The sequence below is a fragment of the Catenovulum sp. SX2 genome, from assembly GCF_052056295.1.
In the GTDB taxonomy this organism is placed as follows: Bacteria; Pseudomonadota; Gammaproteobacteria; order Enterobacterales; family Alteromonadaceae; genus Catenovulum.
Map to the genome: position 1 here is coordinate 2,275,465 of NZ_CP182493.1, position 26,192 is coordinate 2,301,656.

20 protein-coding genes are annotated in these 26,192 nt (G+C 40.0%); 15 read left to right on the forward strand and 5 right to left on the reverse strand.

The annotated features are described in order from the left end of the window. The first annotated feature begins 13 nt into the window (after window positions 1-13). Both ACMZOO_RS09495 and ACMZOO_RS09500 read left to right on the forward strand, forming a co-directional pair. The gene (locus ACMZOO_RS09495; RefSeq protein WP_440903128.1) at window positions 14-2,500 is read left to right on the forward strand and encodes an EAL domain-containing protein; all 2,487 of its coding nucleotides are present in this window, start codon (window positions 14-16) and stop codon (window positions 2,498-2,500) included. Continuing rightward, window positions 2,497-4,584 carry an ATP-binding protein gene (locus ACMZOO_RS09500; RefSeq protein WP_440903129.1) on the forward strand — a complete coding sequence of 696 codons (2,088 nt, stop codon included), beginning with the start codon at window positions 2,497-2,499 and terminating at the stop codon, window positions 4,582-4,584. The genes ACMZOO_RS09495 and ACMZOO_RS09500 overlap by 4 nt, the downstream gene beginning before the upstream one ends. Before the next feature lie 9 nt (window positions 4,585-4,593). On the opposite strand, the gene ACMZOO_RS09505 is transcribed toward ACMZOO_RS09500, so the two are convergent. Both ACMZOO_RS09505 and ACMZOO_RS09510 read right to left on the reverse strand, forming a co-directional pair. Beyond that, the gene (locus ACMZOO_RS09505; protein ID WP_440903130.1) at window positions 4,594-5,199 is read right to left on the reverse strand and encodes an adenylate/guanylate cyclase domain-containing protein; all 606 of its coding nucleotides are present in this window, start codon (window positions 5,197-5,199) and stop codon (window positions 4,594-4,596) included. Window positions 5,200-5,217: 18 nt separating this feature from the next. After that, window positions 5,218-6,225 carry a GGDEF domain-containing protein gene (locus tag ACMZOO_RS09510; protein ID WP_440903131.1) on the reverse strand — a complete coding sequence of 336 codons (1,008 nt, stop codon included), beginning with the start codon at window positions 6,223-6,225 and terminating at the stop codon, window positions 5,218-5,220. Window positions 6,226-6,359: 134 nt separating this feature from the next. On the opposite strand from ACMZOO_RS09510, the gene yihA reads away from it, so the two are divergent. After that, a complete protein-coding gene (gene yihA, locus ACMZOO_RS09515) occupies window positions 6,360-6,953 on the forward strand; it encodes a ribosome biogenesis GTP-binding protein YihA/YsxC (RefSeq protein ID WP_440903132.1) in 594 nt (197 codons plus the stop codon). A gap of 6 nt (window positions 6,954-6,959) precedes the next feature. Here the strand turns inward: yihA and ACMZOO_RS09520 are convergent, their stop codons facing one another. Then, entirely contained in the window at window positions 6,960-9,458 is a 2,499-nt protein-coding gene (locus tag ACMZOO_RS09520; RefSeq protein ID WP_440903133.1) for a penicillin-binding protein 1A, read from the reverse strand. A gap of 137 nt (window positions 9,459-9,595) precedes the next feature. On the opposite strand from ACMZOO_RS09520, the gene ACMZOO_RS09525 reads away from it, so the two are divergent. The 9 genes from ACMZOO_RS09525 to ACMZOO_RS09565 all read left to right on the forward strand — a co-directional run bounded on the left by ACMZOO_RS09525 (window position 9,596) and on the right by ACMZOO_RS09565 (window position 18,316). Beyond that, entirely contained in the window at window positions 9,596-10,702 is a 1,107-nt protein-coding gene (locus tag ACMZOO_RS09525) for a pilus assembly protein PilM (protein ID WP_440903134.1), read from the forward strand. Continuing rightward, window positions 10,690-11,271 carry a PilN domain-containing protein gene (locus ACMZOO_RS09530; RefSeq protein WP_440903135.1) on the forward strand — a complete coding sequence of 194 codons (582 nt, stop codon included), beginning with the start codon at window positions 10,690-10,692 and terminating at the stop codon, window positions 11,269-11,271. Before ACMZOO_RS09525 ends, ACMZOO_RS09530 begins: the two co-directional genes overlap by 13 nt. A gap of 4 nt (window positions 11,272-11,275) precedes the next feature. Continuing rightward, on the forward strand, window positions 11,276-11,881 hold the full coding sequence (locus ACMZOO_RS09535; RefSeq protein ID WP_440903136.1) for a type 4a pilus biogenesis protein PilO: 606 nt from the start codon (window positions 11,276-11,278) through the stop codon (window positions 11,879-11,881). Between the two features lie 14 nt (window positions 11,882-11,895). Next, window positions 11,896-12,420: a pilus assembly protein PilP gene (locus ACMZOO_RS09540; protein ID WP_440903137.1), complete on the forward strand. Its 525-nt coding sequence runs from the start codon at window positions 11,896-11,898 to the stop codon at window positions 12,418-12,420. Continuing rightward, window positions 12,417-14,456, forward strand: a complete 2,040-nt coding sequence (gene pilQ / locus ACMZOO_RS09545; RefSeq protein ID WP_440903138.1) for a type IV pilus secretin PilQ — start codon at window positions 12,417-12,419, stop codon at window positions 14,454-14,456. Before ACMZOO_RS09540 ends, pilQ begins: the two co-directional genes overlap by 4 nt. Before the next feature lie 205 nt (window positions 14,457-14,661). Next, window positions 14,662-15,177 (forward strand): shikimate kinase AroK, encoded by a 516-nt coding sequence (gene aroK, locus ACMZOO_RS09550; protein ID WP_026016891.1) that lies wholly within the window; start codon window positions 14,662-14,664, stop codon window positions 15,175-15,177. Window positions 15,178-15,183: 6 nt separating this feature from the next. Next, entirely contained in the window at window positions 15,184-16,257 is a 1,074-nt protein-coding gene (aroB, locus tag ACMZOO_RS09555; RefSeq protein ID WP_440903139.1) for a 3-dehydroquinate synthase, read from the forward strand. Between the two features lie 18 nt (window positions 16,258-16,275). Next, window positions 16,276-17,472: an SPOR domain-containing protein gene (locus tag ACMZOO_RS09560; protein ID WP_440903140.1), complete on the forward strand. Its 1,197-nt coding sequence runs from the start codon at window positions 16,276-16,278 to the stop codon at window positions 17,470-17,472. Continuing rightward, the gene (locus ACMZOO_RS09565) at window positions 17,453-18,316 is read left to right on the forward strand and encodes a Dam family site-specific DNA-(adenine-N6)-methyltransferase (RefSeq protein ID WP_440903141.1); all 864 of its coding nucleotides are present in this window, start codon (window positions 17,453-17,455) and stop codon (window positions 18,314-18,316) included. Before ACMZOO_RS09560 ends, ACMZOO_RS09565 begins: the two co-directional genes overlap by 20 nt. Window positions 18,317-18,421: 105 nt before the next feature. On the opposite strand, the gene ACMZOO_RS09570 is transcribed toward ACMZOO_RS09565, so the two are convergent. Beyond that, window positions 18,422-19,099, reverse strand: coding sequence for a TorF family putative porin (locus tag ACMZOO_RS09570; RefSeq protein ID WP_440903142.1), 678 nt, complete (start codon window positions 19,097-19,099; stop codon window positions 18,422-18,424). A 421-nt stretch (window positions 19,100-19,520) separates the two neighbouring features. Here ACMZOO_RS09570 and rpe point away from each other — a divergent pair, with 421 nt between their 5' ends. Then, window positions 19,521-20,192 (forward strand): ribulose-phosphate 3-epimerase, encoded by a 672-nt coding sequence (gene rpe / locus ACMZOO_RS09575; protein ID WP_440903143.1) that lies wholly within the window; start codon window positions 19,521-19,523, stop codon window positions 20,190-20,192. A gap of 720 nt (window positions 20,193-20,912) precedes the next feature. Here the strand turns inward: rpe and uvrA are convergent. Next, complete coding sequence (gene uvrA, locus ACMZOO_RS09580) at window positions 20,913-23,732, reverse strand: excinuclease ABC subunit UvrA (RefSeq protein WP_440903144.1); 2,820 nt, start codon at window positions 23,730-23,732, stop codon at window positions 20,913-20,915. 194 nt (window positions 23,733-23,926) lie between these two features. Here uvrA and ACMZOO_RS09585 point away from each other — a divergent pair, with 194 nt between their 5' ends. Together ACMZOO_RS09585 and ssb are read left to right on the forward strand one after the other, a co-directional pair. After that, window positions 23,927-25,303 carry an MFS transporter gene (locus ACMZOO_RS09585; protein WP_440903145.1) on the forward strand — a complete coding sequence of 459 codons (1,377 nt, stop codon included), beginning with the start codon at window positions 23,927-23,929 and terminating at the stop codon, window positions 25,301-25,303. Between the two features lie 9 nt (window positions 25,304-25,312). Further along, the gene (gene ssb / locus ACMZOO_RS09590; protein WP_440903146.1) at window positions 25,313-25,927 is read left to right on the forward strand and encodes a single-stranded DNA-binding protein; all 615 of its coding nucleotides are present in this window, start codon (window positions 25,313-25,315) and stop codon (window positions 25,925-25,927) included. Window positions 25,928-26,192 lie beyond the last annotated feature (265 nt).

A 26,192-nucleotide genomic window follows, 5' to 3' on the forward strand; every position in this document is an offset into this window, starting at 1 on the left:
CTGCTGCAGGTATGTGTTACTTTACATATTAGCGTTCACTTTTACGCTGATATTTCCAGTATCGTCACAAGCTATAGAAATAACACCTGACAATAACCAAATCTTTATAGGTCAAACGGCTTATATGATGCGTGATCAAATTAACGGTTATCAACATACTGAAATCGTCGATGTGATTAAGCGTCAGCCCATTATTGGCAGTGATTATGTCAATACAGGTTTGCAACCAGGTGTTACATGGATAAGTTTCGAATTTTCCACGACAAAAGCCAGTGATTATATTTTTGAGCTTAAACGCGCCAAAGCATCACGGGTTTCCGTGTTCTTTTTTGAATCTTCAGCCCCTGCAGATGCGCTTGTTCTACAACCTTTTGATATCAAACATCATAGCCCTATTTATCAACTATCTACCTCAATAGACACTCAATATACCCTGCTTATTCGCATGGAGAATAGCTCTACCACATTTAAACCTGTGTTGTGGAGTTATGTCGAATATCAACAGCACGCACATATCGAATTTTTGACTATGGGGCTATTTTTCGGCGTATTAATTTGTTTAGCACTATACAATTTAATTATCTTTTTTGCGGTTCGGCGACAAGCTTATATTTGGTACGCTGGTTATATTCTTGCGTTAGTGGTGTGGCGCAGTGCTCTGTATGGTTTGTGGTCATATTTGGGTATTCCCTTATATACCCAAGCCGCTTATCTGTTGGTTCCGTTTGTTTTACTTGATATTTTATTTGCGCTGCTATTTTGCATTCACTTTTTGGAAACAGCACGACACGCATTTTATTTAGATAAAATCATTCACATTGTTTGTTGGATGTTGGGCATAGCCACTTTAATATCAACAACTTTGCCTATCCATGTAACTATTTCTTTCGTGGTATTTGGGCTAGCATTAGGTGGCCTGATATGTGTTGCGGCCGGGGTGTATTGTTTATACAAACGGGTACGTATAGCGCGATTTTACGTTGCTTCTTGGGTGCCGCTGATTTTAGGCTCTGTCATAGTCCAGTTGGCAGTGTGGGAAGTGATACCTAGCACTCATTTCACCCAAACTTTTATTGAAGTCACTATTTTGCTCGAAGCCTTTTTGATGTCGTTGGCGCTCGCAGACAAACTCAGACAAACTGAACGCGAAAAGGTCCATTTAGCCACACATGATCCACTAACGCGTTTACCCAACAGAAATTTGGTTCAACTTGGATTAGAGAGTTTTAAAAGTAGAGTTGGTTTTACCCTGGTGCAACTCAAGTTAACTAATTTAGATGAAATCAGGTTAAAGCTGGGTTTAAAAGTCGCCAACGCTGTTTTGTGTCGCAGTGTTGAGCAATTGAACGCTTGGGCGCGTTTGCAGCGGCGGGCGGTTACATTTGAAATGCTTGATTTAGAACCACAAAAATTGGGTCAACTTGACCATGGTGTTATGGTTATGGCATTTCGTGGCACCCATGTCGCTCTATCTGATTTAGCCGCACAAGTTCAAGATATCGTTAAACAGCCCATCGAATATCATTCGGCATTGGTTAACATTCAATGCCATATGGGAGCCAGTATCTACCCTCATCATAGCCAAGATATTATGCAGCTGTTAGAAAATACCAGTTTTGCCGTGGTGGATGCTCAGCGCAAACAGCTTCCTGTACTAGTTTATGCTGAAGATAGGGCGAATGAAGTTCAATTTAAATTGGAACTATTAGAAGACCTGAAAAAAGCACTTATATCCGGCAATGAATTGTCTTTGTGCTTACAGCCTAAGCTACAGTTAGCGAGTAAAACAGTTGTGGGTGCCGAGGTTTTATTGCGTTGGATCCATCCTAAATATGGTGTAATTGAGCCCCTAGATTTTATTCCATTAGCCAAGGACGCTGGCATTATTTCTGATTTGTCTTTTTGGGTGGTAAGCGAAGCATTACAAACTAATACCTTGATTCAGCAAATTAGTCCACAACACCAAATTTGTATAAACGTCTGTACCACTGATTTAGTAAATGAAAACTTCGTTAAGCATGTTGAAAAAAGCCTGCTTGATTATGGTCTGCCTGGCTCAAGTTTATTGTTAGAAATATCCGAAGCAGAATTATTCGAACAAATAGGATTGTTACATCTCAATGTTGAAAAACTACGAGCGCAAGGTGTAGGTTTGAGCATTGATGATTTTGCCAGTGCGCGCAGTGCATTGGCTGAATTAAGCCGCATACCAATTAAAGAAGTCAAAATCGATGCTTGTTATATTCAGCAGGCTGGTTTGGACGATTTAAATCAGTCTGTCATTCACTTAATTCAGGCTATGGCAAAAGCGCTAGACGCTGAAATAGTTGCTGAAGGTGTTGAAGATGAGGTAACTCTGCAATATTTGTTGGAACAAGATATTCAACTAGCTCAAGGGTTCTTTTTAGCTAAACCTATGCCCATTGGTGAATATTTAGATTGGCTAAAAACTTATCATCAAATGCAAAATTCTCCGCTATTAGGAGCGCGCAGCGGATGAATCTGACTAAGATCTTTAGCTTTTTTTTGAGTGAAAGGTTTGCTCAACCATTGGAGCAGCGTTTTCAACAACAGCTTGAAGGTCGGGCGCGGGGCATTATTGGTTATATCTATGTGATTGGTGGCATAGTTCCAATCTTATTTTTACTCTACGCATCAACTGTTTCCGCTGAGTTCTTTTACACAGTCGCCGAGCCTAGATTAATTTACCTAACCATCTGGTGTTTGATTTGTTTGGCGACTTTTAGTCGTTTTGCTGTGTTAAATTTACGTCAATCCTATTTGATATATACCCTTGCGGGAACCACTTTCATCACCTATATCAATTCAATTTTGACCGACAATCAATTGTTTACTGTGCCAAGTGTTTTAATGTTTTTAATTGGGCTTGTGATTGCGCAAATTGGTGCACGGGTACAACTATATGCAGGGGTTATATCCATTGTTATCCCTGTGCTGATGATTAGCATGTTTGATGTTTGGTTACCTGCTGATATAGGGGTGATGGTGTTACTGGTTATTTGGGCTATTGTTAGTTGGTTAGCGGCCTTAATACTTGAAAAAAATAACCGTAGATTGTTTAGATATGAGCAAGCTTTAGAGCAAACCAACAAAGAAAAAGCAAATTTGTTGGATAAAGAAGCACGCTCAAATCAATTTAAGCGGCAGTTTTTAGCGCATATGAGCCATGAGATCCGCACGCCACTAACCTCCATACTGGGTTATTCACAATCTTATTTTGATCCTAGTTTTAATCAAGAACAAAAAGATAGCGCGGTTAAAACAATTAATAACAATAGTTTGCATCTGCTTAAAATCGTCAACGACGTATTGGATTTATCAAAGATAGAAGCCGGCAAACTTGAGTTGGAAATGTTGCAAATAGACTTATTTGACTTATTACAAACGGTTGAACATAGCCAAAGGCGAGTTGCAACTGAAAAGGGCGTGCAACTGGATATTAACTATCAATGGCCATTGCCACAGCAGTTAATAACTGATCCAACCAGATTAAGGCAAATATTACTCAACCTCACAAATAATGCGATTAAGTTTACCCCTGAAGGTGGTGTTGTTAGCCTAAGAGTGTGCTTTATTAAATCTAGCGGTCACCTACACATTTCTATTACAGATACAGGGATAGGAATGGATAAAAAGGCAATAAATCAACTATTTACTGCATTTAATCAAGCGGATAATTCGCATAGTCGAAAATTTGGTGGTACAGGGCTAGGTTTGTATATTTCCAATCAATTGGTTCATCGTCTCGGCGGTGAAATAGCGGTAAAAAGTGTGCCGGGTGAGGGCAGTTGTTTTAGTTTTGACATTCAAGTTACTGTACCCGAGCCAGTTAACTGGTTAAACTATGTGCCAAAAAACACAACAGCGAAAGAAAGGATGAATCAGCAAGTTGCGCAATATCAGGCTAAAGTTTTATTGGCCGACGATCATGAAGATAATAGAAAGCTAATACGTTACTGGTTGGAAAAAAGTGGTATTCAAGTAACCGAAGCTGAAAATGGTGAGCAAGCCGTTGAAAAAGCACTATTATTTGATTTTGATTTAATATTTCTGGATATTCAAATGCCGCATATGGATGGCGTAGAAGCGCTCTGTATGATCCGTGCCAATGGCTACGATATTCCTATCATAGCTTTAACTGCAAATGCATTAAAACAAGAAGTGGATGGTTATCTGACCACTGGTTTTAACGACCACTTAGCTAAACCTGTCGAAGCAGAAGCTTTTTATGCTTTGTTAGCGAAATATTTAACCGATTTGGTCGACGATGATGAACCTTTATTTGATTTAGCCAGTGAAGAGTTCCAGAAGCTTATCGCAGATTACAAGTCTTCTTTAGACTGTGAGTTAGAGATGGTTAAACATGCTCGACAAGCGGATAATTGGTCGCTGTTAACTAAAGTTGCCCACAGAATTAAAGGTAGTGCAGGAAATTTTGGTTTTTCGCAGTTAACTGATGCAGCAGCAGCGTTAGAAACCTGTTTAAGAAACAATGGTTTGAATGAGCGAGAGCAGCTGTATCAAAACTTTTTAAATCAGCTGCACCAAGCTACACGAGTTTAAGTGTCCGATTTATTCATTTTTATACAAGACTGAAAATGTATGGAGTTTAATACCTGAGATATTAAACTCTAGCGCTTCTACTGGATAGTTAGATGGTTCGGTTATGCTGTTGTAGGCATTTTCGGTAATGAGTATTTCACCACCTCGGGCAACATCTTCACCGAGCTTACTGGCTTTATTAACCACATCACCAAAATAATCCAACTCGTCAGTTAATAAATAGTCGCCATAATCAATACCTGCGGCAACTTGGATGTCCCAAACGTCTGGCGTTTTGGCGTTTTCTATATCCAGTAACTGGTTTATTTCTACAACTGCATTGATTGCATCAGCTGCAGACTCAAAACGGGCAAACACGTTATCAGCGACAAATTTAACCACTATACCACTGTGTTTTTCTATCGTCGGTTTAGTGATTTGTTGCATACGATGGATCATAGAAAGGTAATAAACTATGCCATACTTTTGTGTGACTAAAGAAAACCCTGACATATCCATGATCAACACAGCGCCTTTGGTTCCATACTGCTCCCAAAGTTTTTGTTCGGCTTGTTTTTGTATCTGTTTGTTTTCTGCTGCAAAATAATCGGTTAACAGCTTTTCGAAAGGTTGCATTATAAAATATCCAGATGGTTAACTTGCTAAACATACGCGGTTTTTACCGCTATTCTTGGCTTGGTAAAGTGCAGTGTCGGCTTGTTCAATAACTTCGTTGATAGCAAGGTGTTTTGCATTTAACGATAATCCTACCGATATTGTGACCTTAGGCAAGCGTTTACGTGTTTTTCCATGCACTAATTTAAGTTTCTCAACTGCTTCTCGTACTGTCTCTGCATACATAAATACTTTGGCTCTATCTTGGTTGACCATAAGCACTAAAAATTCTTCACCGCCGTAACGGATTGCTATATGTTCTGAGCCTAAGTTTTTGCTTATCTGCTGTGCAACTTTTTGCAAAATAATGTCGCCAATACTATGACCATAACTGTCATTGAGTTGCTTAAAATTGTCTATATCGAATAATAAAGCAGATAGGTGGTTTGATTGTGAATGTTTAGCTAGAAATGTCTGCATTCCACGTCTATTGGCTAAGTTGGTCAAAGAATCTGTTTGTGCCTGTTGTTGCGCTGTTTTTAATTTTTGCTTTAACGACTCTATACTGGCATGCGATGCGTGAATGTTATCTTTAAATTCATTTTGTGCGTGCTGCACTTTTTCTGTTGCGGACAGTATTGAATTGACGATAGTTTGGCTCTGATGGGCATCCGACATTTTAAGTTTGTTTGCATGACTATGTAAGGTTGACTGATATTGATCAACACTTGATTCACTTTTTTCGCACTCTAATTGTAGACCGACAATGATTTTGTGCACTGCCGACAAAGTTTCATCGTTATTGTGTGCACTTTCTTCTAAGTATTTTTCATGCAATTGAGCCAACAGGTAGTTGTCTGGTACTTGATTGTTTTGGGTAATTTGTTGCAATTCGTCACGTAAACTCTGGTTGTTCGGATGGCAACAGGCATATATCACAGCATAGTTAATTGGTGTTGGTGCGATTTGGTATTTGTCTAACCATGCTAACGCTTGTTTCGAAAGATCTTCTGCTGAAACTGTTGCTGGTGGCTTTATATTGTCCATTCCCTGCCGCTAGTTTGAATTGCTATCTGTTAATTTTGAACGATTTAATTCAATTTGCCAATAAATAACCTGAACAAACTGAATTTGTGATTAATTCAGAGTAAACTTAGCGGATTATTTTTTGGAGAGCTTTAATGAAATACCAAGACGCAAAATTTTTGACCAGTGCACCTGATATACATAGTTTACCGACAGATGAAGGTTTTGAGGTTGCATTCGCTGGGCGTTCTAACGCTGGTAAATCAAGTGCTCTAAATTGTTTAACTGAACAGAAAGGTTTAGCTCGAACCAGTAAAACACCGGGACGCACTCAGTTAATCAATTTATTTGAGCTAGATGAGCAGCGAAAATTGGTCGATTTACCGGGTTATGGTTTTGCAAAAGTGCCACTTGCAATAAAAGAGAAGTGGCAAAAGTCTTTAGGTGAATATTTGCAAAAGCGTGAGTGTTTGGTGGGTTTGGTTGTGTTGATGGATATTCGCCATCCAATGAAAGACCTAGATCAAGATTTAATTTATTGGGCTGTAGATAGTGAATTGCCAGTACTCGTATTGCTTACCAAGGCGGATAAGCTTAAACAAGGTGCACGAAACGCAACGTTAAAGCAGATACGTGAAGCAAGTTTAGCCTTTTGTGGTGATGTTAGTGTTGAGCTTTTTTCATCGTTGAAAGGTTTGGGAGTCAAACAGCTAACACGTAAATTAAATGAGTGGTATCAAGTAGAATAGAAGGCATTAAAAAATGCCTTCGGTTCCTTTTTCGGTAACTTCGCCTGCAGCCTCTGCATTTAAAATATCCGGTAGTGGGTCGCGCTCCACATAACTATCTGGTGCAGTCCCTCTAATAAAATATTCAAATAAAGACGTATGATCAGCGCTGGTGGTCAGTTTGCCTGTTTCATTATCGATTCGAACAGAGACTATGTTATCTGGTAAAGCAACCGACTGTTTTTCTCTACCATCTAATACGACCTTTAAAAACTCTATCCACGACGGCAAAGCGGTTTGTGCACCAAACTCTTTACCAAATACTTGATCACTGGCTAGATTAGGGTTGGGTTTAGTTGAACCTAGCGCTCGGGTATGGTCGTCAAAACCAACCCAGCTGGTTACCACTATATTTGGCCCATAACCACTAAACCAAGTATCTTTTGCTTCATTGGTTGTACCTGTTTTACCGCCAATATCTGTGCGCTTTAACGCTTGTGCACGCCAGCCAGTGCCATTCCAGCCAGTACCCTTATTCCAATTACCACCGCCCCAAATGGTGCTTTGCATAGCGTCAGCAATCAAAAATGCATTTTGCGCTGAAATTGCGCGTTTGGCCGGGAGGATTTCATCTTGTTGTTCATCCGCAGATAACTCGCATTCTGTGCAAGCGATTTTCGGATTTGCACTATAGATAACTTTTCCTTCTGGGGTCGCGACTCTGTCAATTAAAAATGGTTCAACAACAAAACCACCATTGGCAAAAGCTGTATAAGCTGAAGCGAGCTCTAGCGGTGTGAAAGAAGCCGAACCAAGTGCTAAAGACTCATTTTTTGGTAAGTCGTGCGGAGAAAAGCCAAATTGTGCTAGGTGGTTAACTACATTATCTAATCCAACCGAACGCAATAACCTAACCGATATAACATTTTTTGATTTAGCTAAAGCGGTACGCATACGCGTTGGGCCATCGTAGACAGGTGGTGAATTTCTCGGACGCCAAACTGTGCCTTGTTGTCTGTCCCATTGATTTATCGGCGCATCATTGATAATGCTAGCCAAAGTAAAACCATGCTCTAAAGCTGCGGAGTAAATAAAGGGTTTTATGTTGGAGCCTACTTGGCGTTTCGCTTGAGTGACGCGATTAAATTCACTTTGATAAAAATCATAACCGCCGGATAAAGCGATTATTGCCCCATTTGTCGGATTGAGCGCCACAAGCGCTGACGACGCGTCTGGAAATTGGCTCAGTTGCCATTGAGTCTCGTTTTGTTTACGTAAGTAGATGAGTTCACCAACTGTGACTATTTCACTTGGCAGTTGCGGTGCTTCACCTTGATGGTCATCATCAATAAAAGCTCTCGCCCATGACATGCCTGACCACTCAACCCAAGCGTAATGTTTGTTTTTATCGATAAACTGAAAGCGTTTTAGCTCATCGTCCACAGCTGTGACTACGGCCGCTGTTAACAAACCAAATTCACTTTGTTTCTCTAAGTGTTGGGCAATTTTTTCTTCTGTCCATGCTGCTTCGTCTTGTTGCCAAAGTGGGCTAGCTGGTTTTCTATAACCATGACGTTCATCATAATTATGTAAGTTTTCGCGTAATGCTTGTTGGGCTGCTATTTGCGCTTTTGCTGTAATGCTGGTGTATACCTGATAACCTTTAGTGTAGGCAATTTCTTCGCCGAAACGCTCAACCATTTGTTGGCGAACCATTTCAGCTATGTAAGGCGCATCTAATTCAATTTGTGCACCATGATATTTAGCTGTTAATGGTTGTTGAATCGCTGCACGATATTCAGCGTCAGTTAAATGTTTAGTTTCTTTTAATCGCCATAAGACGGTGTCACGCCTAAATTTTGCTCTTTCAGGATTACGCAAAGGGTTATAAGCAGTAGGAGCCTTGAGCAAACCTGTTAACATGGCGAATTGGGCAATGTTTAGTTCAGATAAATCTTTACCATAATAAACTTGAGCAGCAGCGCCAAAACCAAAAGCTCTATAGCCCAATTCCACTTTGTTGATATATAGGGTAAGAATTTCTTCTTTGGTCAGCTCTTGCTCTATATGTAGTGCGATAAAAATTTCTTTAATTTTTCGAATATAAGTTTTATCTCGGGTTAAGAAAAAACCGCGAGCAACCTGCATGGTTAAGGTACTTGCACCTTGGCTTTTGTTGCCACTGACTAATACTGCAAATGCGGCTCTAAATATGCCGATAACATCAACACCTTGATGCGAATAAAAGCGTGCATCTTCAGTGGCTAATAAAGTATCAATCAGTGGTTGGGGGATTTGTTCAAACTGTAGCGGAATGCGACGCTTTTCACCAAATTGAGAAATAAGTTTGCCATCTGCCGAATAAACTTTCATTGGTGTTTGGAATTCGACTTGCTTTAGTGTATTTACTGAAGGTAACTCATCTTTAAAGTGAAGATAGACAGCGTAAATAGAAGTTACGCCGAGAATTACGCAAAAAATTGAAAAAAGTGTAAAATATAAAAGAAATTTTTTCACAAACTTCACCAAGTGTTAAAACTTACTGGCACTCCGCCGAGATAGTAGATAATATCAGCTATCTTGAGCAATAAAACGTAAAGCGGACATTATTTTGCGCTATTATTGCACTGTGGAGAAAATAATAACAAGTATGTGGTTGTTTTATGTTTAAGGAAATATTCAACAAACAAGAATCTTTATTTATAGGTGTAGATATAGGTTCTTATTCAGTTAAAGCCGTATTGCTTGAACAAGCTGAAGACAAAATAAAGTTATTGCATCATGCAACTGAGTCTATGCCCAAAGGGGCGATGAATGAGCGTGATTTGCAAGATATTGAAGCTGTCGGCAAAGTATTGTCTCGCCTACGCAAAAAATTCCCTAAACAGCATAAAGAAGTTGCCGTCGCGATTTCTGGCTCCACAGTTATCACCAAAACCGTCTATATGGACGTTAACTTCACGGATGAAGAGTTAGCAACCCAAATTGAAATTGAAGCCGATAGTTTAATTCCTTATCCGATAGAGGAAGTGAGCTTGGATTTTGAACGGCTATCCGTTAATAGCGCAGACCCAAGCAAAGTGGATGTTTTATTAAGTGCCGCTCGTACCGAAAGTGTTGAAGCGCGAGTTTCTGCATTGGATTTAGCTGGTTTTAATGCGCGGATTATGGATGTAGAAGCATTTGCGCTGGCTAGAGCAGCACAAGTTTGTGTGCAGCAATTACCAGACGATGCCAGCGATAAGCTGATTGGGTTAGTTGATATCGGCGCTAACATGATGCTGATGTCAGTGCTGAAGAACAATAAAATATTGTATACCCGAGACCAATCTTTTGGTGGAGATGCGTACACAAAAAATATTGTCAACTATTACAATAAAACCTACGAAGAAGCAGAGCTGGCTAAATTAAGCAAAGATTTACCACCTAACTATACTTTTGAAGTATTGGCTCCTTTTCAAACGGCCGTTATCCAACAGATTAGACGTGCCATTCAGATGTTTTTGACCTCAAGCGCGGAAGAAAAAATCGATTATTTGATTTTATCTGGTGGAACAGCCTTGGTTGAAGGGATCCAACAAGTTATTGAAGATGAATTAGGCCTGCACTGCGTCATTGCAAACCCTTTTGCACAAATGATATCTGGCGATGCCGCCCAAGCTGAAGAAGAACAAAACGCCGAATCGCAAGCGCTTGAACCTGTGCTTAGTGCACAATATATGATAGCAACAGGATTAGCTATGAGGAGTATTGAGCCGTGCCACATATAAATCTGTTGCCTTGGAGAGAGCAGGCAAAACAGCGAAAACAAAAACAATATATTTTGTTGCTCGCTATGAGCGCGGCGGCAGCTTTGTTTGTGATGTTAATGGTTAATACTTATTACAATAACCTCATTTCTAATCAACAAGCACGTAATCAATATTTGCTTAACGAAATTGCTGTGCTTGACTCCAAAATTAAAGAAATTCAGCAATTAAAAAATATGCGAGCAAATTTGGAACAGCGCATGGAGCTGATTGCTGATCTGCAAGGCAACCGTAACGTTGGTGCGCAAATTATGGACGAGCTGGTTAAAGTTGTCCCGCCTGGCATATATTTAGTCAAATTAGAAAAGACAGATTCAAAAGTAATAGTTCAAGGGAAAACCGAGTCGAATAATCGTGTATCAACTATGATGCGACAAATTGAAGGTTCGTATTTGCTTGAAACCCCTATATTGAATGCAATTGTTGCAGCAAAAATCGACGAAAGCGCTAGAGTGCTAAGTGATTTTACTATGTCTGTGCAAATTCAGTCCAAAGGCTTAAATCGAACTCAAGCCGAAGGAAAGGAGTAGGGATATGGATTGGAAAAATATTGATTTAAACGACTTAAACGAACTCGAACTTGATTTTAATAACATGGGCGAGTGGCCGAAAATAGCCAAAATAATAGTGGCTATACTATTGGCTATATTGGTTGCTGTATTGAGTTATTATTTAATGATAAGCGAAAAAATTGAGACTTATCAAAATGTCACCGCTCAAGAACAAAACTTGAAAGTGCAATTTCAAGCTAAATATCAAGTCGCGATTAATGCTGATGCTTACAAAGTGCAAATGGCTGAAATGGAAAAAAACTTTGCCGAGTTGCTTAAACGTTTGCCGACCGAAAGTGAAACCCCAGGCTTGTTGGATGATATTACCTACGTGGGTACAACCAGTGGCTTATCGTTCAAAAAAATCAATTGGGAAGAAGAAATTGAACGAGAATTTTATACTGAGCTACCATTAAGGTTGGAAGTGGTTGGTGGTTACCATGAGTTTGGCGAGTTTTTAGGCCGAGTTGCAGCGTTGCCGCGTATTGTAACATTACACAATTTTACAATTTCGAATAAAGGTAGCGATGTATTAGAGCTGAGTTTGTTGGCAAAAACCTATAGATATAAAGAGGTTGTCAGCAAATGAGGAGATTAGCCCTATTGAGCTTAATTGCTACATTAGCAGCTTGCAGTGATGATGTGAGTGATTTACAAGCCTTTACTGAACAAGTGAAGAGTACAACTCAACCAAGTATCGAACCTATTCCACAAGTTGAAAAATTTGAAAGTTTTGAATATTCAGTTAGTGGCATGCGTAGTCCTTTTGTTGAACCTGAGCCTGAGCTAATCGAAGACAAACTGGGTCAAGCATTAGATTGTTTACAGCCAAACTATAGACGTAATAAAGAGCCGTTAGAAAAATTTCCGCTGGATAACATTCGGATGCGCGGCACTATGGGTGGTGAGGATAAAATATATGCACTGGCTTCAGCTTCAAACGGTTCGTTATACCGAATTGGTATAGGCAACTATTTAGGTTTATTTCATGGTCGAGTGGTAAAAATTACCCCTGACTATATTCAAATTGAAGAAATGGTGCCAGACGGAACTGGTTGTTGGGACATAAGAAAAGCAGAAATCACAATTTTGGACGCAGAAACAGACGCGGGAAGTAAACAGAAATGATAACAAAGTTAAAAATGCATAGTCAGATAAAAGCCATGCTAGCAGTTGCTCTGTTAGCCATGTTGCCTGTTAGTAGTTGGGCTATGTCGGTCTTATATGAGGTTAAATATAACCCTATTATGGCTGGCGAAACTGAGTTGGAGTTCGTTTTTGACCAAAAATTAGTTCGAGAACCTGAAATCCAAGTATTAAACAACCCGTCGCGCATTCAGATTGATATTGATGAAGCTGATTTTGAAAATTATTTAGGTGAAATCCCGATTAACATTGCCGGTGTACAAAAAGTTAAGATTGAGTATATCGACGAAAGTGTGCGAATTAACTTGCTATTGGATGCGTTAAAGGTCTATCAAACCCGCACCGAAGGCAATAGTTTTTTTATATTAGTGTCTGATAACGCAGGTTTTGATAAAGCGAAAAATAACAAGCAGCAATCTTATGTAAACAAAATTCAGGCTATGGATTTTCGCCATGGCAAAGAGAAATCTGGTCGGGTACTGATCTTTTTGCAAAGTAGCATGGCTGCGGTTGATGTACGTGAAAAGCAAGAAAAAATAATAGTGATGTTTCATAACACAGATATCCTACCTGATTTACTCTATCAGTTAGATGTAACCGACTTCGGTACAATTGTTGATTCAGTTGAAACTTTTAAAGACAAAAACCATACCCGAGTTGAAATAACAACTAACAAACCTTTTTCATATCAATATCAGCAACTGGATAATATTTTTACCTTGGAAATAGAAGAAGATCGCGTTCAAGGTGGTTTATTAGCGACTGAAAAATATGAAGGTTCACCTATATCTCTTAATTTTCAGGATGTTGAAGTTAGAACTGTTTTACAAATTATTGCCGATTATAACGGATTTAACTTGGTCACCAGTGACTCAGTATCAGGTAATGTTACGCTGAGATTAGACGGGGTGCCTTGGGATCAAGCTTTAGATATTATCCTCAAAATTAAAGGCTTGGATAAACGTATGGAAGGTTCAATTCTAATGGTTGCACCAAGTGATGAAATTTCCGCACGTGAAGCCCGAGAGTTAGAAGCCAAAAAACAAGTTGATCAATTGTCACCCTTATTCTCTGAATTTATCCAAGTAAACTATGCTAAAGCCAGTGAATTGTCGAGCATGTTGGCTGGTAAAGGCGCCGGCATGTTGTCGGAACGAGGCACAGTCACGGTTGATGAAAGAACCAATACTTTGTTGATTAGAGATACGGCAAAAGGTATCGACAATATTAAAAAGCTTGTAACTATTTTAGATATACCTGTTAAACAGGTGACGATTGAATCTCGTATCGTCACAGTTAACGATAATTTATCTGAAGAGCTAGGTATTCGTTGGGGTTTTAGCGATCAGCAAAATACAGATGGTGTGTCTGGAACTATTAGTGGTGCTAATACCATTGCCAATGGCACTATTCCATCACTAACTGACAGACTTAATGTGAATTTACCTGTAGCAAATCCTGCTGGTAGCATAGGTTTAAGCATAGCTAGATTAGATGATGGCACTATTTTGGATTTAGAGTTATCTGCGCTAGAGACTGAAAATAAAGGTGAAATCATCGCCAGCCCCCGAATTACAACGGCTAATCAAAAAACCGCCTATATAGAACAAGGTACAGAAATACCTTTTGTTCAAGCATCATCAAGTGGTGCGACAGCTGTCACCTTTAAAAAAGCCGTTCTGAGTTTGCAAGTTACACCACAAATTACCCCTGACAATAAGATAGTGTTGGACTTAGTCATTACCCAAGACACCCGTGGTGATACAGTCGCGACCCCAACCGGCTCTGCAGTTGCTATTGATACTCAAGAGATAGGCACTCAAGTGTTAGTTGATAACGGTGAAACTATTGTATTGGGTGGAATTTATCAGCAACAAATGGTTTCGAGTGAGAAAAAAGTACCTCTACTTGGAGATATTCCTTATTTAGGCCGCTTATTTAAATCAACTACTGAATTTAATGAGAAAAAGGAATTGTTGATTTTTGTTACACCAAGAATCGTAACTGAAAAGCTTTAACCCTAAATTAGGGATTTAACGTCACATTGACTGGGATGACAGCATTTTTTCCGTAGCTTAGTTAGATTACGGCAAGAATGTTGTCATTTTACTATCCTAAGCTTGCTTTTATACACTGAATCTTGGGATAATCGCCGCACTTCAAAAGTACACTTGGATTTTCGGAGCAACTTAAACTTAATCAATAAGATGTGTAAGAACTAAAATGGCTGAGAAACGAAATATATTCCTTATAGGCCCTATGGGCGCTGGTAAAAGCACAATTGGTCGCCAATTGGCACAAGAATTACATCTAGAGTTCTATGATTCAGATGCAGAAATTGAACGTAGAACAGGTGCGGACATCGCTTGGGTATTCGATGTAGAAGGCGAAGCAGGCTTTCGTGTTCGCGAAGAAAAAGTTATTTTTGATTTAACCGAAAAACAAGGAATTGTGTTAGCTACAGGCGGTGGTTCAATCTTAAGTAAAGAAACGCGTAATCGTCTTTCTGCCCGTGGCTTTGTGGTTTATCTAGAAACAACCATAGAAAAACAAGTTGCACGTACAGCACGAGATAAAAGACGACCATTGTTGCAAAATGGTGATCCAGAAGAAATTTTATCTGACTTAGCTGAAAACCGTAACCCGCTATACGAAGAGGTTGCGGATTTAGTGGTTAAAACGGACAACCAAAGTGCAAAGGTTGTTGCACGCGAAATCATCGACAGATTAGGGTTTTAATTGCTCATGAGCACATGTGAAGTTCAGGTTGAACTAGGTGAACGCAGTTATCCTATTAGTATTGGACAAGGCCTTATATCAGATAAGGCTTTGTTTTCGCGTTTGATTTCAGGTAAACGTGTTGTTGTTATCACCAATACAACTGTTGCACCTTTATATTTAGACAAACTCACTTCAGCTTTGGCTGATTTTGAGGTGTTGAGTTATCAGTTACCTGATGGTGAACAGTACAAATCTTTAGAGTATTTTGAAAAAGTTAATAGCTTTTTGCTTGAACATAACTGTGCTCGTGATGTGACCTTAATTGCATTAGGTGGTGGTGTGGTTGGTGACCTAGTTGGCTTTGTTGCCGCTTGTTATCAACGTGGTGTTGATTTTATTCAAGTTCCAACTACGCTGTTATCTCAGGTTGACTCTTCAGTTGGTGGTAAAACCGCAGTTAATCACCCACTTGGCAAAAATATGATAGGTGCGTTTAAGCAGCCAGAAGCTGTGGTTATCGACACTGATACCTTGTCTACTTTGCCTGCTCGCGAATTTGCGGCTGGCATGGCTGAAGTGCTGAAATACGGCATTATTTTTGATCGCGACTTTTGGCAAACCCTTATCGACAACAAACAAGCGATTTCTCAATTAGAGCAGACTGAACTTGTTCGAATTATCCAACGTTGTTGTGAGATCAAAGCTGAAATAGTCGCAGCCGATGAAACCGAAAAAGGTGCTAGAGCTTTATTAAATTTAGGTCATACCTTTGGGCATGCAATAGAAGCTGAAATGGGTTACGGCGTTTGGCTACATGGTGAAGCTGTCGGTACAGGCATGGTTTTAGCTGCTAAGTTGGCTGAGTTGCGCGGTTATATCAGTGAAGATGATTACACTGAAATCAAACAAACTATTGCCGATTACCAATTGCCAGTTGAAAAACCTGCGTCTATGGTTTGTATAGATTTTGTTAAGCATATGAAGCGCGACAAAAAAGTACAAAACAATGTGATGCGTTTTATCGTGCCAACAAAAATTGGTGAGTGTCAAATTATGGATGATGTGACCGAGCAAGAGTTAGAAAATATCCTCAAATAATTGTAGCGGGGCGTTGTTATGCAACCTTCAGTCTGGGAACGACTTGAGCATAATTTAACTTATACCAACGCCCTAATTATATACAGCGCTCAGCAGCCTTTGCTGCATCATATTGAAACCCTGCAAGACGATTATTCCATTGCTTATATAAGTAATAATGCTGATTTACCAGCCACTCGTAGCCAAATTGTGCGTCAGCTATTTGATAATCCGCTCCATGACCCATCACACAGTTTATTAGCTCAATTTAACCAGTTTGATGATAATAACTCTGTCTATTTGATTGTCGTTAAGCAGCCAGCTTCAGCGCCCTTGTTGGAAGATCTATTACTTTGTGTCAAAAATCTTGCGGGTATTTGTAAAGTTATATTCGAATGCTCTGCTTTGGAGGCTGCAAAGTGGATAAACTTGGTTGAAAAAACACAATACCCTGTTGTATTAATTGGCTCAATTGCAACCGAGCAACAAGTATTCGCAAGCGAAATAAAACCAACTGAATCAACCCAGAAATCAGCAACAATAGTATGGGCAATAGTCGTGTTTACTTTGTTGATTGCGGCTGTGACCTTTGGTTATTTTCACAACTTAGGCTTGAAGAACAGCAACACTCAAGAGAGTAACGTGGAACAAGCGAACCTAGTAGAAAATACGATTGAACAAAACAGTATTGCGCCTGTGGTCAAACACGAAAAGTTAGTAGATGAAGAGTTAGAAAACAAACCAGATATGACGGCTGCGGAGTTTTTTGCGCAGAAAGCTAAAAATCAACTTGCAGCAGCCCCTAAACAACAAGACGATGTACTACCAGAGCCAGAGCCAGAGCCAGAGCCAGAGCCAGAGCCAGAGCCAGAGCCAGAGCCAGAGCCAGAGCCAGAACCAGAGCCAGAACCAGAGCCAGAGCCAGAGCCAGAGCCAACATATTTATATGATAATGCTTGGTATAGCCAGCAAGATTCTCAGCACTATGTGGTACAATTAACCCTTATCAGTTCAGACAAACTATTAGCTGAATATTTAGCTGATCATGCAATAGCTGAGTTGGCAAAGGTATATCATTACCAAAAATATTTTGCGGTTACTATGGGTTTATACCCTAGCTTAACTGAAACAAATAAAGCGATAAAAAATTTACCCGCAAGCCTGCAGAATAAAGGGGCATTTGCGAAATCGGTTGCAGATATAAAAAAGCGAATAAATGACGATAAAAAACCATAAAAAACAACGAGCTTTTTTGAAGTGGGCCGGTGGTAAGTACAATCTAATTGAAAAAATTACTCAGCTATTACCAAAACGGGCTGAAACGCTAGTTGAGCCCTTTGTCGGGGCAGGTTCTGTGTTTTTAAATACACAATATAAGAACTATGTTTTAAATGATATTAACCCAGATCTAATTGGCTTATATCGTCATTTGCAATTACAACCAGAGAACTTAATTAGCGAATGCGCCAAACTGTACCAAAGTAAATTTAATAATGCTGACGCATATTATTCAATTCGTACAGAGTTTAACCAAGAAACAGACACCTTTAGACGCGCAGTTATATTCACCTATTTAAATCGACATGGTTATAACGGTTTATGCCGCTACAACTTGTCTGGACAATACAATGTGCCATTTGGTCGTTATGTAAAACCGTATTTTCCTGAAGCGGAAATGTATTTTTTTGCTGAAAAAGCACAAAATGCTTCTTTTACGCAAATTGATTTTCAAACCTGTATGCAACATGCACCAAAAGGGGCTGTGATTTATTGTGACCCACCGTATGTGAGCTTAAGTGAAACAGCTAATTTTACTCAGTATTCTAGAGCAGGCTTTGCGTTTCATGACCAACAGCGTTTGGCACATACAGCAGCTGAGTTAGCGCTCAAAGGCACCAATACAGTTTTAATTAGTAACCATGATACGCCTATAAGTCGTAAGTTATATCACAATGCCAATATACGCTCGACTAAAGTCTCTCGAGTTATTAGCCAAAAAGTTGAAAACCGCCGGGCAGTTAAAGAGGTGTTAGCACTGTATAAGGTTGGAAGCATTCATCAGTCAACAAAACCGGTTTAAGCAAGCAGGATAGAGTAAATCGCATCTGAGCTTTGATTTACTGAATTTTAGAAACTAAAAAACCCGCCGAAGCGGGTTTTTGTCATTTAGATTGAATAATCTAAATTATAGGTCGAAGTCTACTGCGTAAGAAACGTAGAAACCTAAATCAGAACCGTCTAAAGTTGTGTCTACAACACCAAAAGTGAAACCATCTTTAGAGATGCTAGCGCCTAAGTCAACGTAGTCATCACCTAAGAAATCACCTGAATATGAACCGATATGGAAAGCTGCTTCTAAACCTTCAGCTACTTCTAAAGAGTAGTCTGCAGAAACATAGATGCTATCGCCAAAATCATAGCCGCTATCTTCAGCGTTAGCTAATACAGCCACACCTAAAGTTACTGCGTCAAAAGAAACGCTAGCGTAGATTTCACCGAAGTCCAAAGCTGTTGATTGGCCAGCTGGAATAGCTGATTTACGTGGGTAGTTGAAATAGATATAACCTACATCGTAAGCAATACCTTCCATTTCGCCGCTATAACCAAAGTATAGATCTAACTCTGCTGCACCACCGCCATATACTACATTTGATAACCAAGTACCAGCGTAGAAACCAGACTCATCTGCGTAATCGATACCGCCAGAAACAGCTGCACCGTCGTCAGTTTGAGTTTGACCACGCCAGTAGTAGTTAGAAGTAACTGCAGCGTTTGCTGATAAACCTTCTACTGCCATAGCAGAAGTAGAAGCCATAGTAGATACTGCGCCTAAAATAGATGCTACAAGTAATGTTTTTTTCATGCTAGTTCTCCAAATTGGAATTTTTCAATTTGCTAAATGTGCTGAAGAGGTTTAGCAACCCCCGTGCCGATTTTTTAATTTCCCTTAAAAAAAGCGTCTGAAGCCTAATAAATAGGGGATTCATGCTTTCTTTTCGTGAACTGCAGCGTCAGTTTATAGCACTTATTTGGCAAAATCACTACAAAACGCTGATATTCTATGGTGCAAATGTGAACTGGTGTGTATCAATGTGGTGCAATTAAACTGATCTCTAGTCATTAAGTACGACTTTTTGCATCTTTTTAGTTAGTTTGAAAAATTACCCGTGTTTTTTCTGCTGCAAGCAATCGTTTTTATTGTTTTCGAGAGGTTTGGTTTGGATAAAATTAGCGGTTAGAATAGAAACTATTAACAAATACAAGAAAATTTAGGTATTACGACTATGAACCCTTATTTAATAGCACCGTCGATTTTAGCTGCGGATTTAGCTCGACTTGGTGAAGATGTTGAAAAAGTAGTAGCGGCTGGCGCGGATATTATTCACTTTGATGTAATGGATAATCATTATGTGCCAAACTTAACTTTTGGTCCGGCTGTATTAGAAGCATTAAAAAAATACGGTATTAAAGCCGATTTTGATGTGCATCTTATGGTTGAGCCGGTTGATGATTTAATAAACCAGTTTGCTGATGCTGGCGCTGCTTATATCAGCTTCCATCCAGAAGCCAGTAAGCATGTGGATCGTTCTATTAGTTTAATTAAACAACGTGGTATTAAAGCCGGTTTAGTGCTTAATCCTGCTACATCTTTATCTGTATTAGATTATGTTTTACCTCAGTTAGATTTTGTTTTATTTATGTCGGTTAACCCTGGTTTTGGTGGTCAGTCGTTTATCCCATTTACCTTAGATAAAATTCGTCAATTGCGAGCGCGTATTGATGAACTTGGTTTGAATACTCGCATTGAAGTTGATGGTGGCGTTAAAACCAATAATATTGCTGAAGTTGCAGCTGCTGGTGCTGATATGTTTGTTGCTGGTACTGCTATTTTTGGTGCAGATGATTATAAAGTTGCCATTGATGAGATGCGTAGCGAATTAGCTAAGGTTGGGTAATCCAATCTTAGCTCTAAGCGTGTACCGTTACACATAGCTACAGCGCGGCTAGTTTGTTGCCACACAATGGTCGAGCTAGTTGCGATATTTTTCGAAAAATCGCTTCAAGCCCATCCATGGGCCGCTCTCAAACGGTATCCCTACCGATTGGAAGTTTTTCGAAAAACAATCCCAACCATCTCTCTTTGCATTTGTATGGCTGTAAGTTTAGTTTCACATTTAGCAACTTATTTGTAAGGAAAGTGCTAGAGCGATAACTTAGAACAAAATTTCTTTTTCATGGATGAAAAAGCGAAGCGTACATGGATTGTATTCACAGCGGTTTTGTGAAAGTTATACTCTAGTGATTTCCGTATATTGCACGATACTCGAAGCGCTTCTCGCTGAGTGCCACACAATGGTCGAGCTAGTTGCGATATTTTCCAAAAATCGCTGCAAGCCCATCCATGGGCCGCTCTCAAACGGTATCCCTACCGATTGGAAGTTTTTCGAAAAACAATCCCAACCATCTCTCCCTGCATTTGTATTGTTATTTTAATCGCGATAAAAATGTTGGATGTGTGATTGGGAGTTGGGGGCAATGAGCCAACCTCCGATTACATGGATGTAATCGGCGAGCGACCACGGATGGCTCGAAGCGTTTGGTGAATTGACCGCAACTTCCAAGCACTATTGCACTATGCTAGAAGCGCGGCGAGTTATTAATAGCTGGAGTGCCGCCTACAACAGCGGCTTCAAAAACCTTCCCGTATGACTATTTTCCAGTTTAACTAAATCTTCCGGCGATCCAGCAAAGAGAATTTCACCACCACCGCTACCACCTTCTGGGCCTAAATCGACAATCCAGTCAGCGGTTTTAATCACATCCAAATTATGCTCAATAATTACCACAGTATTGCCGTGATCCCTCAACCTATGAATAACCGCCAACAACTGCTCTATATCGTAAAAATGCAAACCTGTGGTCGGTTCATCTAAGATATATAAAGTTTTACCTGTATCGCGTTTTGACAACTCACGCGCCAGTTTAACCCTTTGTGCTTCGCCACCTGATAAAGTTGTCGCTGCTTGGCCTAAACGAATATAACTTAAACCTACATCCATTAAGGTTTGCAGTTTGCGTGAAATTGCCGGTACAGCATCAAAAAATTCACGCGCATCTTCAACTGTCATATCCAAAGTTTCGTGAATGCTTTTACCTTTATACTTAATTTCTAAAGTTTCGCGGTTGTAGCGTTTACCTTTACATTCATCACAAGCAACATAAACATCAGGTAAAAAGTGCATCTCAACTTTAATTACACCGTCCCCTTGGCAAGCTTCGCAGCGTCCACCTTTAACGTTAAAACTAAAACGTCCTGGTTTATAACCACGTGAGCGCGCTTCTTGAGTTGCTGAGAATAATTCACGAATCGGGGTGAAAATACCCGTATAAGTTGCAGGGTTAGATCTTGGAGTACGGCCAATTGGACTTTGGTCTATATCCACCACTTTATCTAAATGTTCTAACCCATGAATGCTCTTATATGGGGCTGGCTGATTGGTGGTCGCTTTGTTAAGTTCAGTTTGCGCCAAACTAAATAAAGTATCATTGATTAAGGTTGATTTGCCTGAGCCTGATACGCCAGTAATACAAGTTAATAAGCCAAATGGAATGGCTAAGTCGACATCTTTTAGGTTATTGCCACTAGCACCTTTTAACTCTATCCACTTGTCATTTGGCTCGTTCCGCTCTGTCGGCACTTTTATCTGTCTTTTGCCAGACAGATATTGTCCAGTAAGTGATTGCTCACTATTTTTTATATCATCAACTGTGCCTTGTGCAACTATTTCACCACCATGCACACCAGCTTTGGGGCCGATATCTAATACATAATCAGCGCAGCGAATGGCATCTTCATCATGTTCAACCACAATGACTGTGTTGCCTAAATCACGTAAATGAGTGAGGGTTTTTAACAGGCGCTCGTTGTCTCTTTGATGTAACCCAATAGAAGGTTCATCCAATACATACATAACACCCACTAAACCCGCACCAATTTGGCTGGCAAGTCTAATACGTTGCGCTTCACCGCCAGACAAGGTTTCTGCACTGCGCGATAAGGTTAAATAGTTCAGGCCGACATTAACTAAAAAGCCAAGCCTGTCGTTAATTTCTTTAAGAATTTTATCGGCAATTTGCGCTTTTTGACCTGTCAGTTGCAGGCTGTTAAAAAATGCTGATGCTTGTTCTATTGATAAATCAGCGACTTGTGGCAAGTTAGTCTCAGCGACAAAAACGTTACGCGCTTCTTCACGCAGTCTTGTTCCTTTACAGCTAGGACAGGCTTGGTTGTTGAGGAATTTCGCCATTTCTTCACGTACTGAGTTAGATTCAGTTTCGCGATAGCGTCTTTCCATATTCGGAATTATGCCTTCAAACGGATGTTGGCGACGAATAATGTCACCTCTATCATTCATATAGTTAAAGTCTAAACTGAGTTTGCCTGTGCCGTATAACACGACTTGCTGCTGTTCAGCATCTAACTCTTGCCAAGGTGCGGTTACATCAAAATCATAATGTTCAGCAACAGTTTTAAGCATTTGGAAATAATAGAAGCTGCGTTTATCCCAACCTTTAATCGCACCGCCAGATAAACTGAGCTCAGGGTTAGTCACCACTCTATGTTGATCAAAATATTGTTTAACCCCTAAACCATCACAACTGCTACATGCACCAGAAGGGCTATTAAACGAGAATATTCTTGGCTCAACTTCTTGCATGCTATAACCACAGTGTGGGCAGGAGAAGTTGGCCGAAAAGATCATTTCATCTTTGGCTGAGTCGTCCATCCAGGCAATAGTTGCTACACCATTTGCAATGTCTAACGCGGTTTCAAAACTTTCAGCTAAACGAGTTTTTAGGTCATCACGTACTTTAAAGCGGTCTACTACCACTTCAATCGTATGTTTTTTATGTAATTCTAGTGTTGGAGGATCAGACAAATCACAAATCTCACCATTCACTCGTGCACGAATAAAACCTTGCGCTGATAAACTTTCGAAGGTTTTAATGTGTTCACCTTTACGTCCTTTAACAATTGGCGCAAGCAACATGAGTTTACTGCCTTCAGGCAAAGCTAAAACTTGGTCAACCATTTGGCTAACTGTTTGCGCGGTTAATGCTTGTTTGTGGGTCGGACATCTAGGCTCACCGACACGGGCAAATAACAATCTGAGATAATCGTAAACTTCAGTGATTGTCCCAACTGTTGATCTTGGATTGTGCGAAGTACTTTTTTGCTCAATCGAAATAGCAGGGGATAAACCTTCGATATGGTCAACGTCTGGTTTTTCCATCAAAGATAAAAACTGCCTAGCGTATGCGGATAAAGACTCAACATAGCGGCGTTGGCCTTCCGCATACAAGGTATCAAAAGCGAGTGACGATTTACCTGAGCCTGACAATCCGGTGATCACAATAAGCTTGTCACGCGGTAAAGTTAGGTCAATGTTTTTTAAATTATGGGTGCGCGCCCCTCTAACTTCGATAGTATCCATATTTGCCCTGCAAACAATTTAACTGTAAATATAGACAGTTATTATGACACAGTTTATTCTGTTGCTTCTAGTTTTTATCCAAACGAGCAAAAGCTTTGTTGTGTTGTATAACGGCCGTTAAAATTTATACAGTACCTAAGCTGATGGCATGTTATACTGTCGCGCTCGTTAGTTAGTTCAGTTATTGCAATTTTATGTCAGAGACATTAACCCGATACGAAAAGAAAATTGCTGCAGTGTTAGCCGGCATATTTAGCCTTCGCATGATGGGCTTATTTATGATCATGCCTGTAATGGCAGTGTATGGTGACCAATTAGCTGGCGTGTCACCTTTATGGATAGGCATAATTATTGGTGCATACGGACTAACCCAAGCTTTATTACAAATCCCTATGGGTTTGCTATCGGATAAAATTGGTCGTCGGCCAGTTATATTATTAGGCTTAAGTTTGTTTGCACTTGGTAGTGTTATAGCTGGCATGGCCGAAGATGTTTATTGGGTAGCAGTCGGGCGTTTTTTACAAGGCACAGGCGCAATAGCTAGTGCTGTATTGGCGTTAGCATCCGATTTAACCCGTGAGCAGCAGCGCTCTAAAGTTATGGCCATTATCGGCATGAGCATAGGTTTGTCGTTTGCGGCGGCTATGGTGGTTGGCCCATTATTGGCAGAGCGTTTTGGTTTATCTGGAATATTTTATTTAACTGCAGTATTTGCGGTATTGGGCATGCTGCTGGTGTATTTTCAAGTGCCTGATTCAGTGAGCCGAGGTTCAAACCGTGATGCTATTCCGGTACCAGCGCAGTTGAAACAGTTAGTTAAACATCCACAACTGGCAAAATTAAATGTAGGTGTATTTGTACTGCACATGCTTTTAACCTGTTTATTTGTTGCCATTCCTGGTTTATTGGTTAATGCAGGTTTTGCCGCTAATAGCCATTGGATGTTGTATTTTCCTGCTTTGTTGGCTTCATTTGTATTGATGGCGCCATTGTTAATTTGGGCAGTTAAAAGCAATAAAGAGTTAACTGTATTTAAGCTGGCGATTATTTTATTAGCTGTGGCTATGTTAGTTGTATATTTCAGTCAGCAGATATTAATTGGTTTATTTACAGCGCTTATCGTATTTTTTGTCGCCTTTAATTATTTAGAAGCAAACTTGCCCGCTTGGGTTAGTCGCATTGCACCCGCTGGGCAGAAAGGTTCAGCTATGGGCATGTTTTCAAGCTGTCAGTTTGCCGGTGCATTTGCTGGTGGCATGATAGGCGGGGCAGTTTTACAATTAAGCTCAGTAAATGGGCTGTTATTATTTTGTGCTTTAGTTTGTTTACCTTGGTTATGGTTAGCAAATAACTTAATATTACCAGTTAGAACTAAGCCCAAAGTGGTGAGTGTGGCGGTAGCGAGCCACCAAATAGCAGAAGATATGGCACAAGCGCTGACTCAAATTAAAGGAATTGAAGAAGCGGTTGTTATCGTTGAAGAACAATTAGCATATTTAAAAGTTTTACCTAAGCAGTTGGATGAACAGGCGTTAGACAGCTACTTAAACCAACATGCGAAACAGAATTAGGAGAAGATAATGGCATCTCGCGGCATCAACAAAGTGATATTAATCGGTAATTTAGGTCAGGATCCAGAAGTCCGCTATATGCCTAACGGCAACGCTGTTGCAAACTTAACTATTGCGACATCAGAAAGCTGGAAAGATCGTAATTCTGGTCAAATGAATGAAAAGACTGAATGGCATCGTGTGGTTATTTTTGGCAAATTAGCTGAAATTGCTGGTGAATATTTACGTAAAGGTTCGCAAGTGTATATTGAAGGTAAATTGCAAACGCGTAAGTGGCAAGATCAACAAGGCCAAGACAGATATACCACAGAAGTTGTGGTTGATATGACAGGCAGTATGCAGATGTTAGATCGCCGTAACGACGGTGGCCAAGGGCAGGGCGCACAAGGTGGTGGTTATGCAAACAACAATAACCAAGGTGGTTACAACCAAGCGCCACAGCAAGGTGGTGGTTATCAGCAGCCAGCAGCCCAACCACAATATAACCAAGCGCCGCAACAAGGTGGTCAAGGTGGCGGCTATCAGCAGTCTGCACCACAACAACGTCCAGCGCCTGCGCCAGCACCACAAGCCGCACCTCCAGCTGAGCCTAACTTAGATTTTGATGACGATATTCCGTTCTAAAATTGTAACTTATTTAAAATTGAATTGATTTTCCAAAGCCGCATTTTGCGGCTTTGTTATTTTGGGGAATTGAAATTTTGGATAAAAAAATCCCGCTGGTGTTGCCACTAGCGGGTTACAAGGGAGATACAACAGGAGCACATTTTCAAACACATAATTATAGAGTGTCGAAAATCGGCTTAGTTCAAAATAATTTGCAAATTTTTTAATTATTTTGATTTTGCCTGCTGCTTGGTTTGCCCAATAAAAAATCCGCAGCAATATA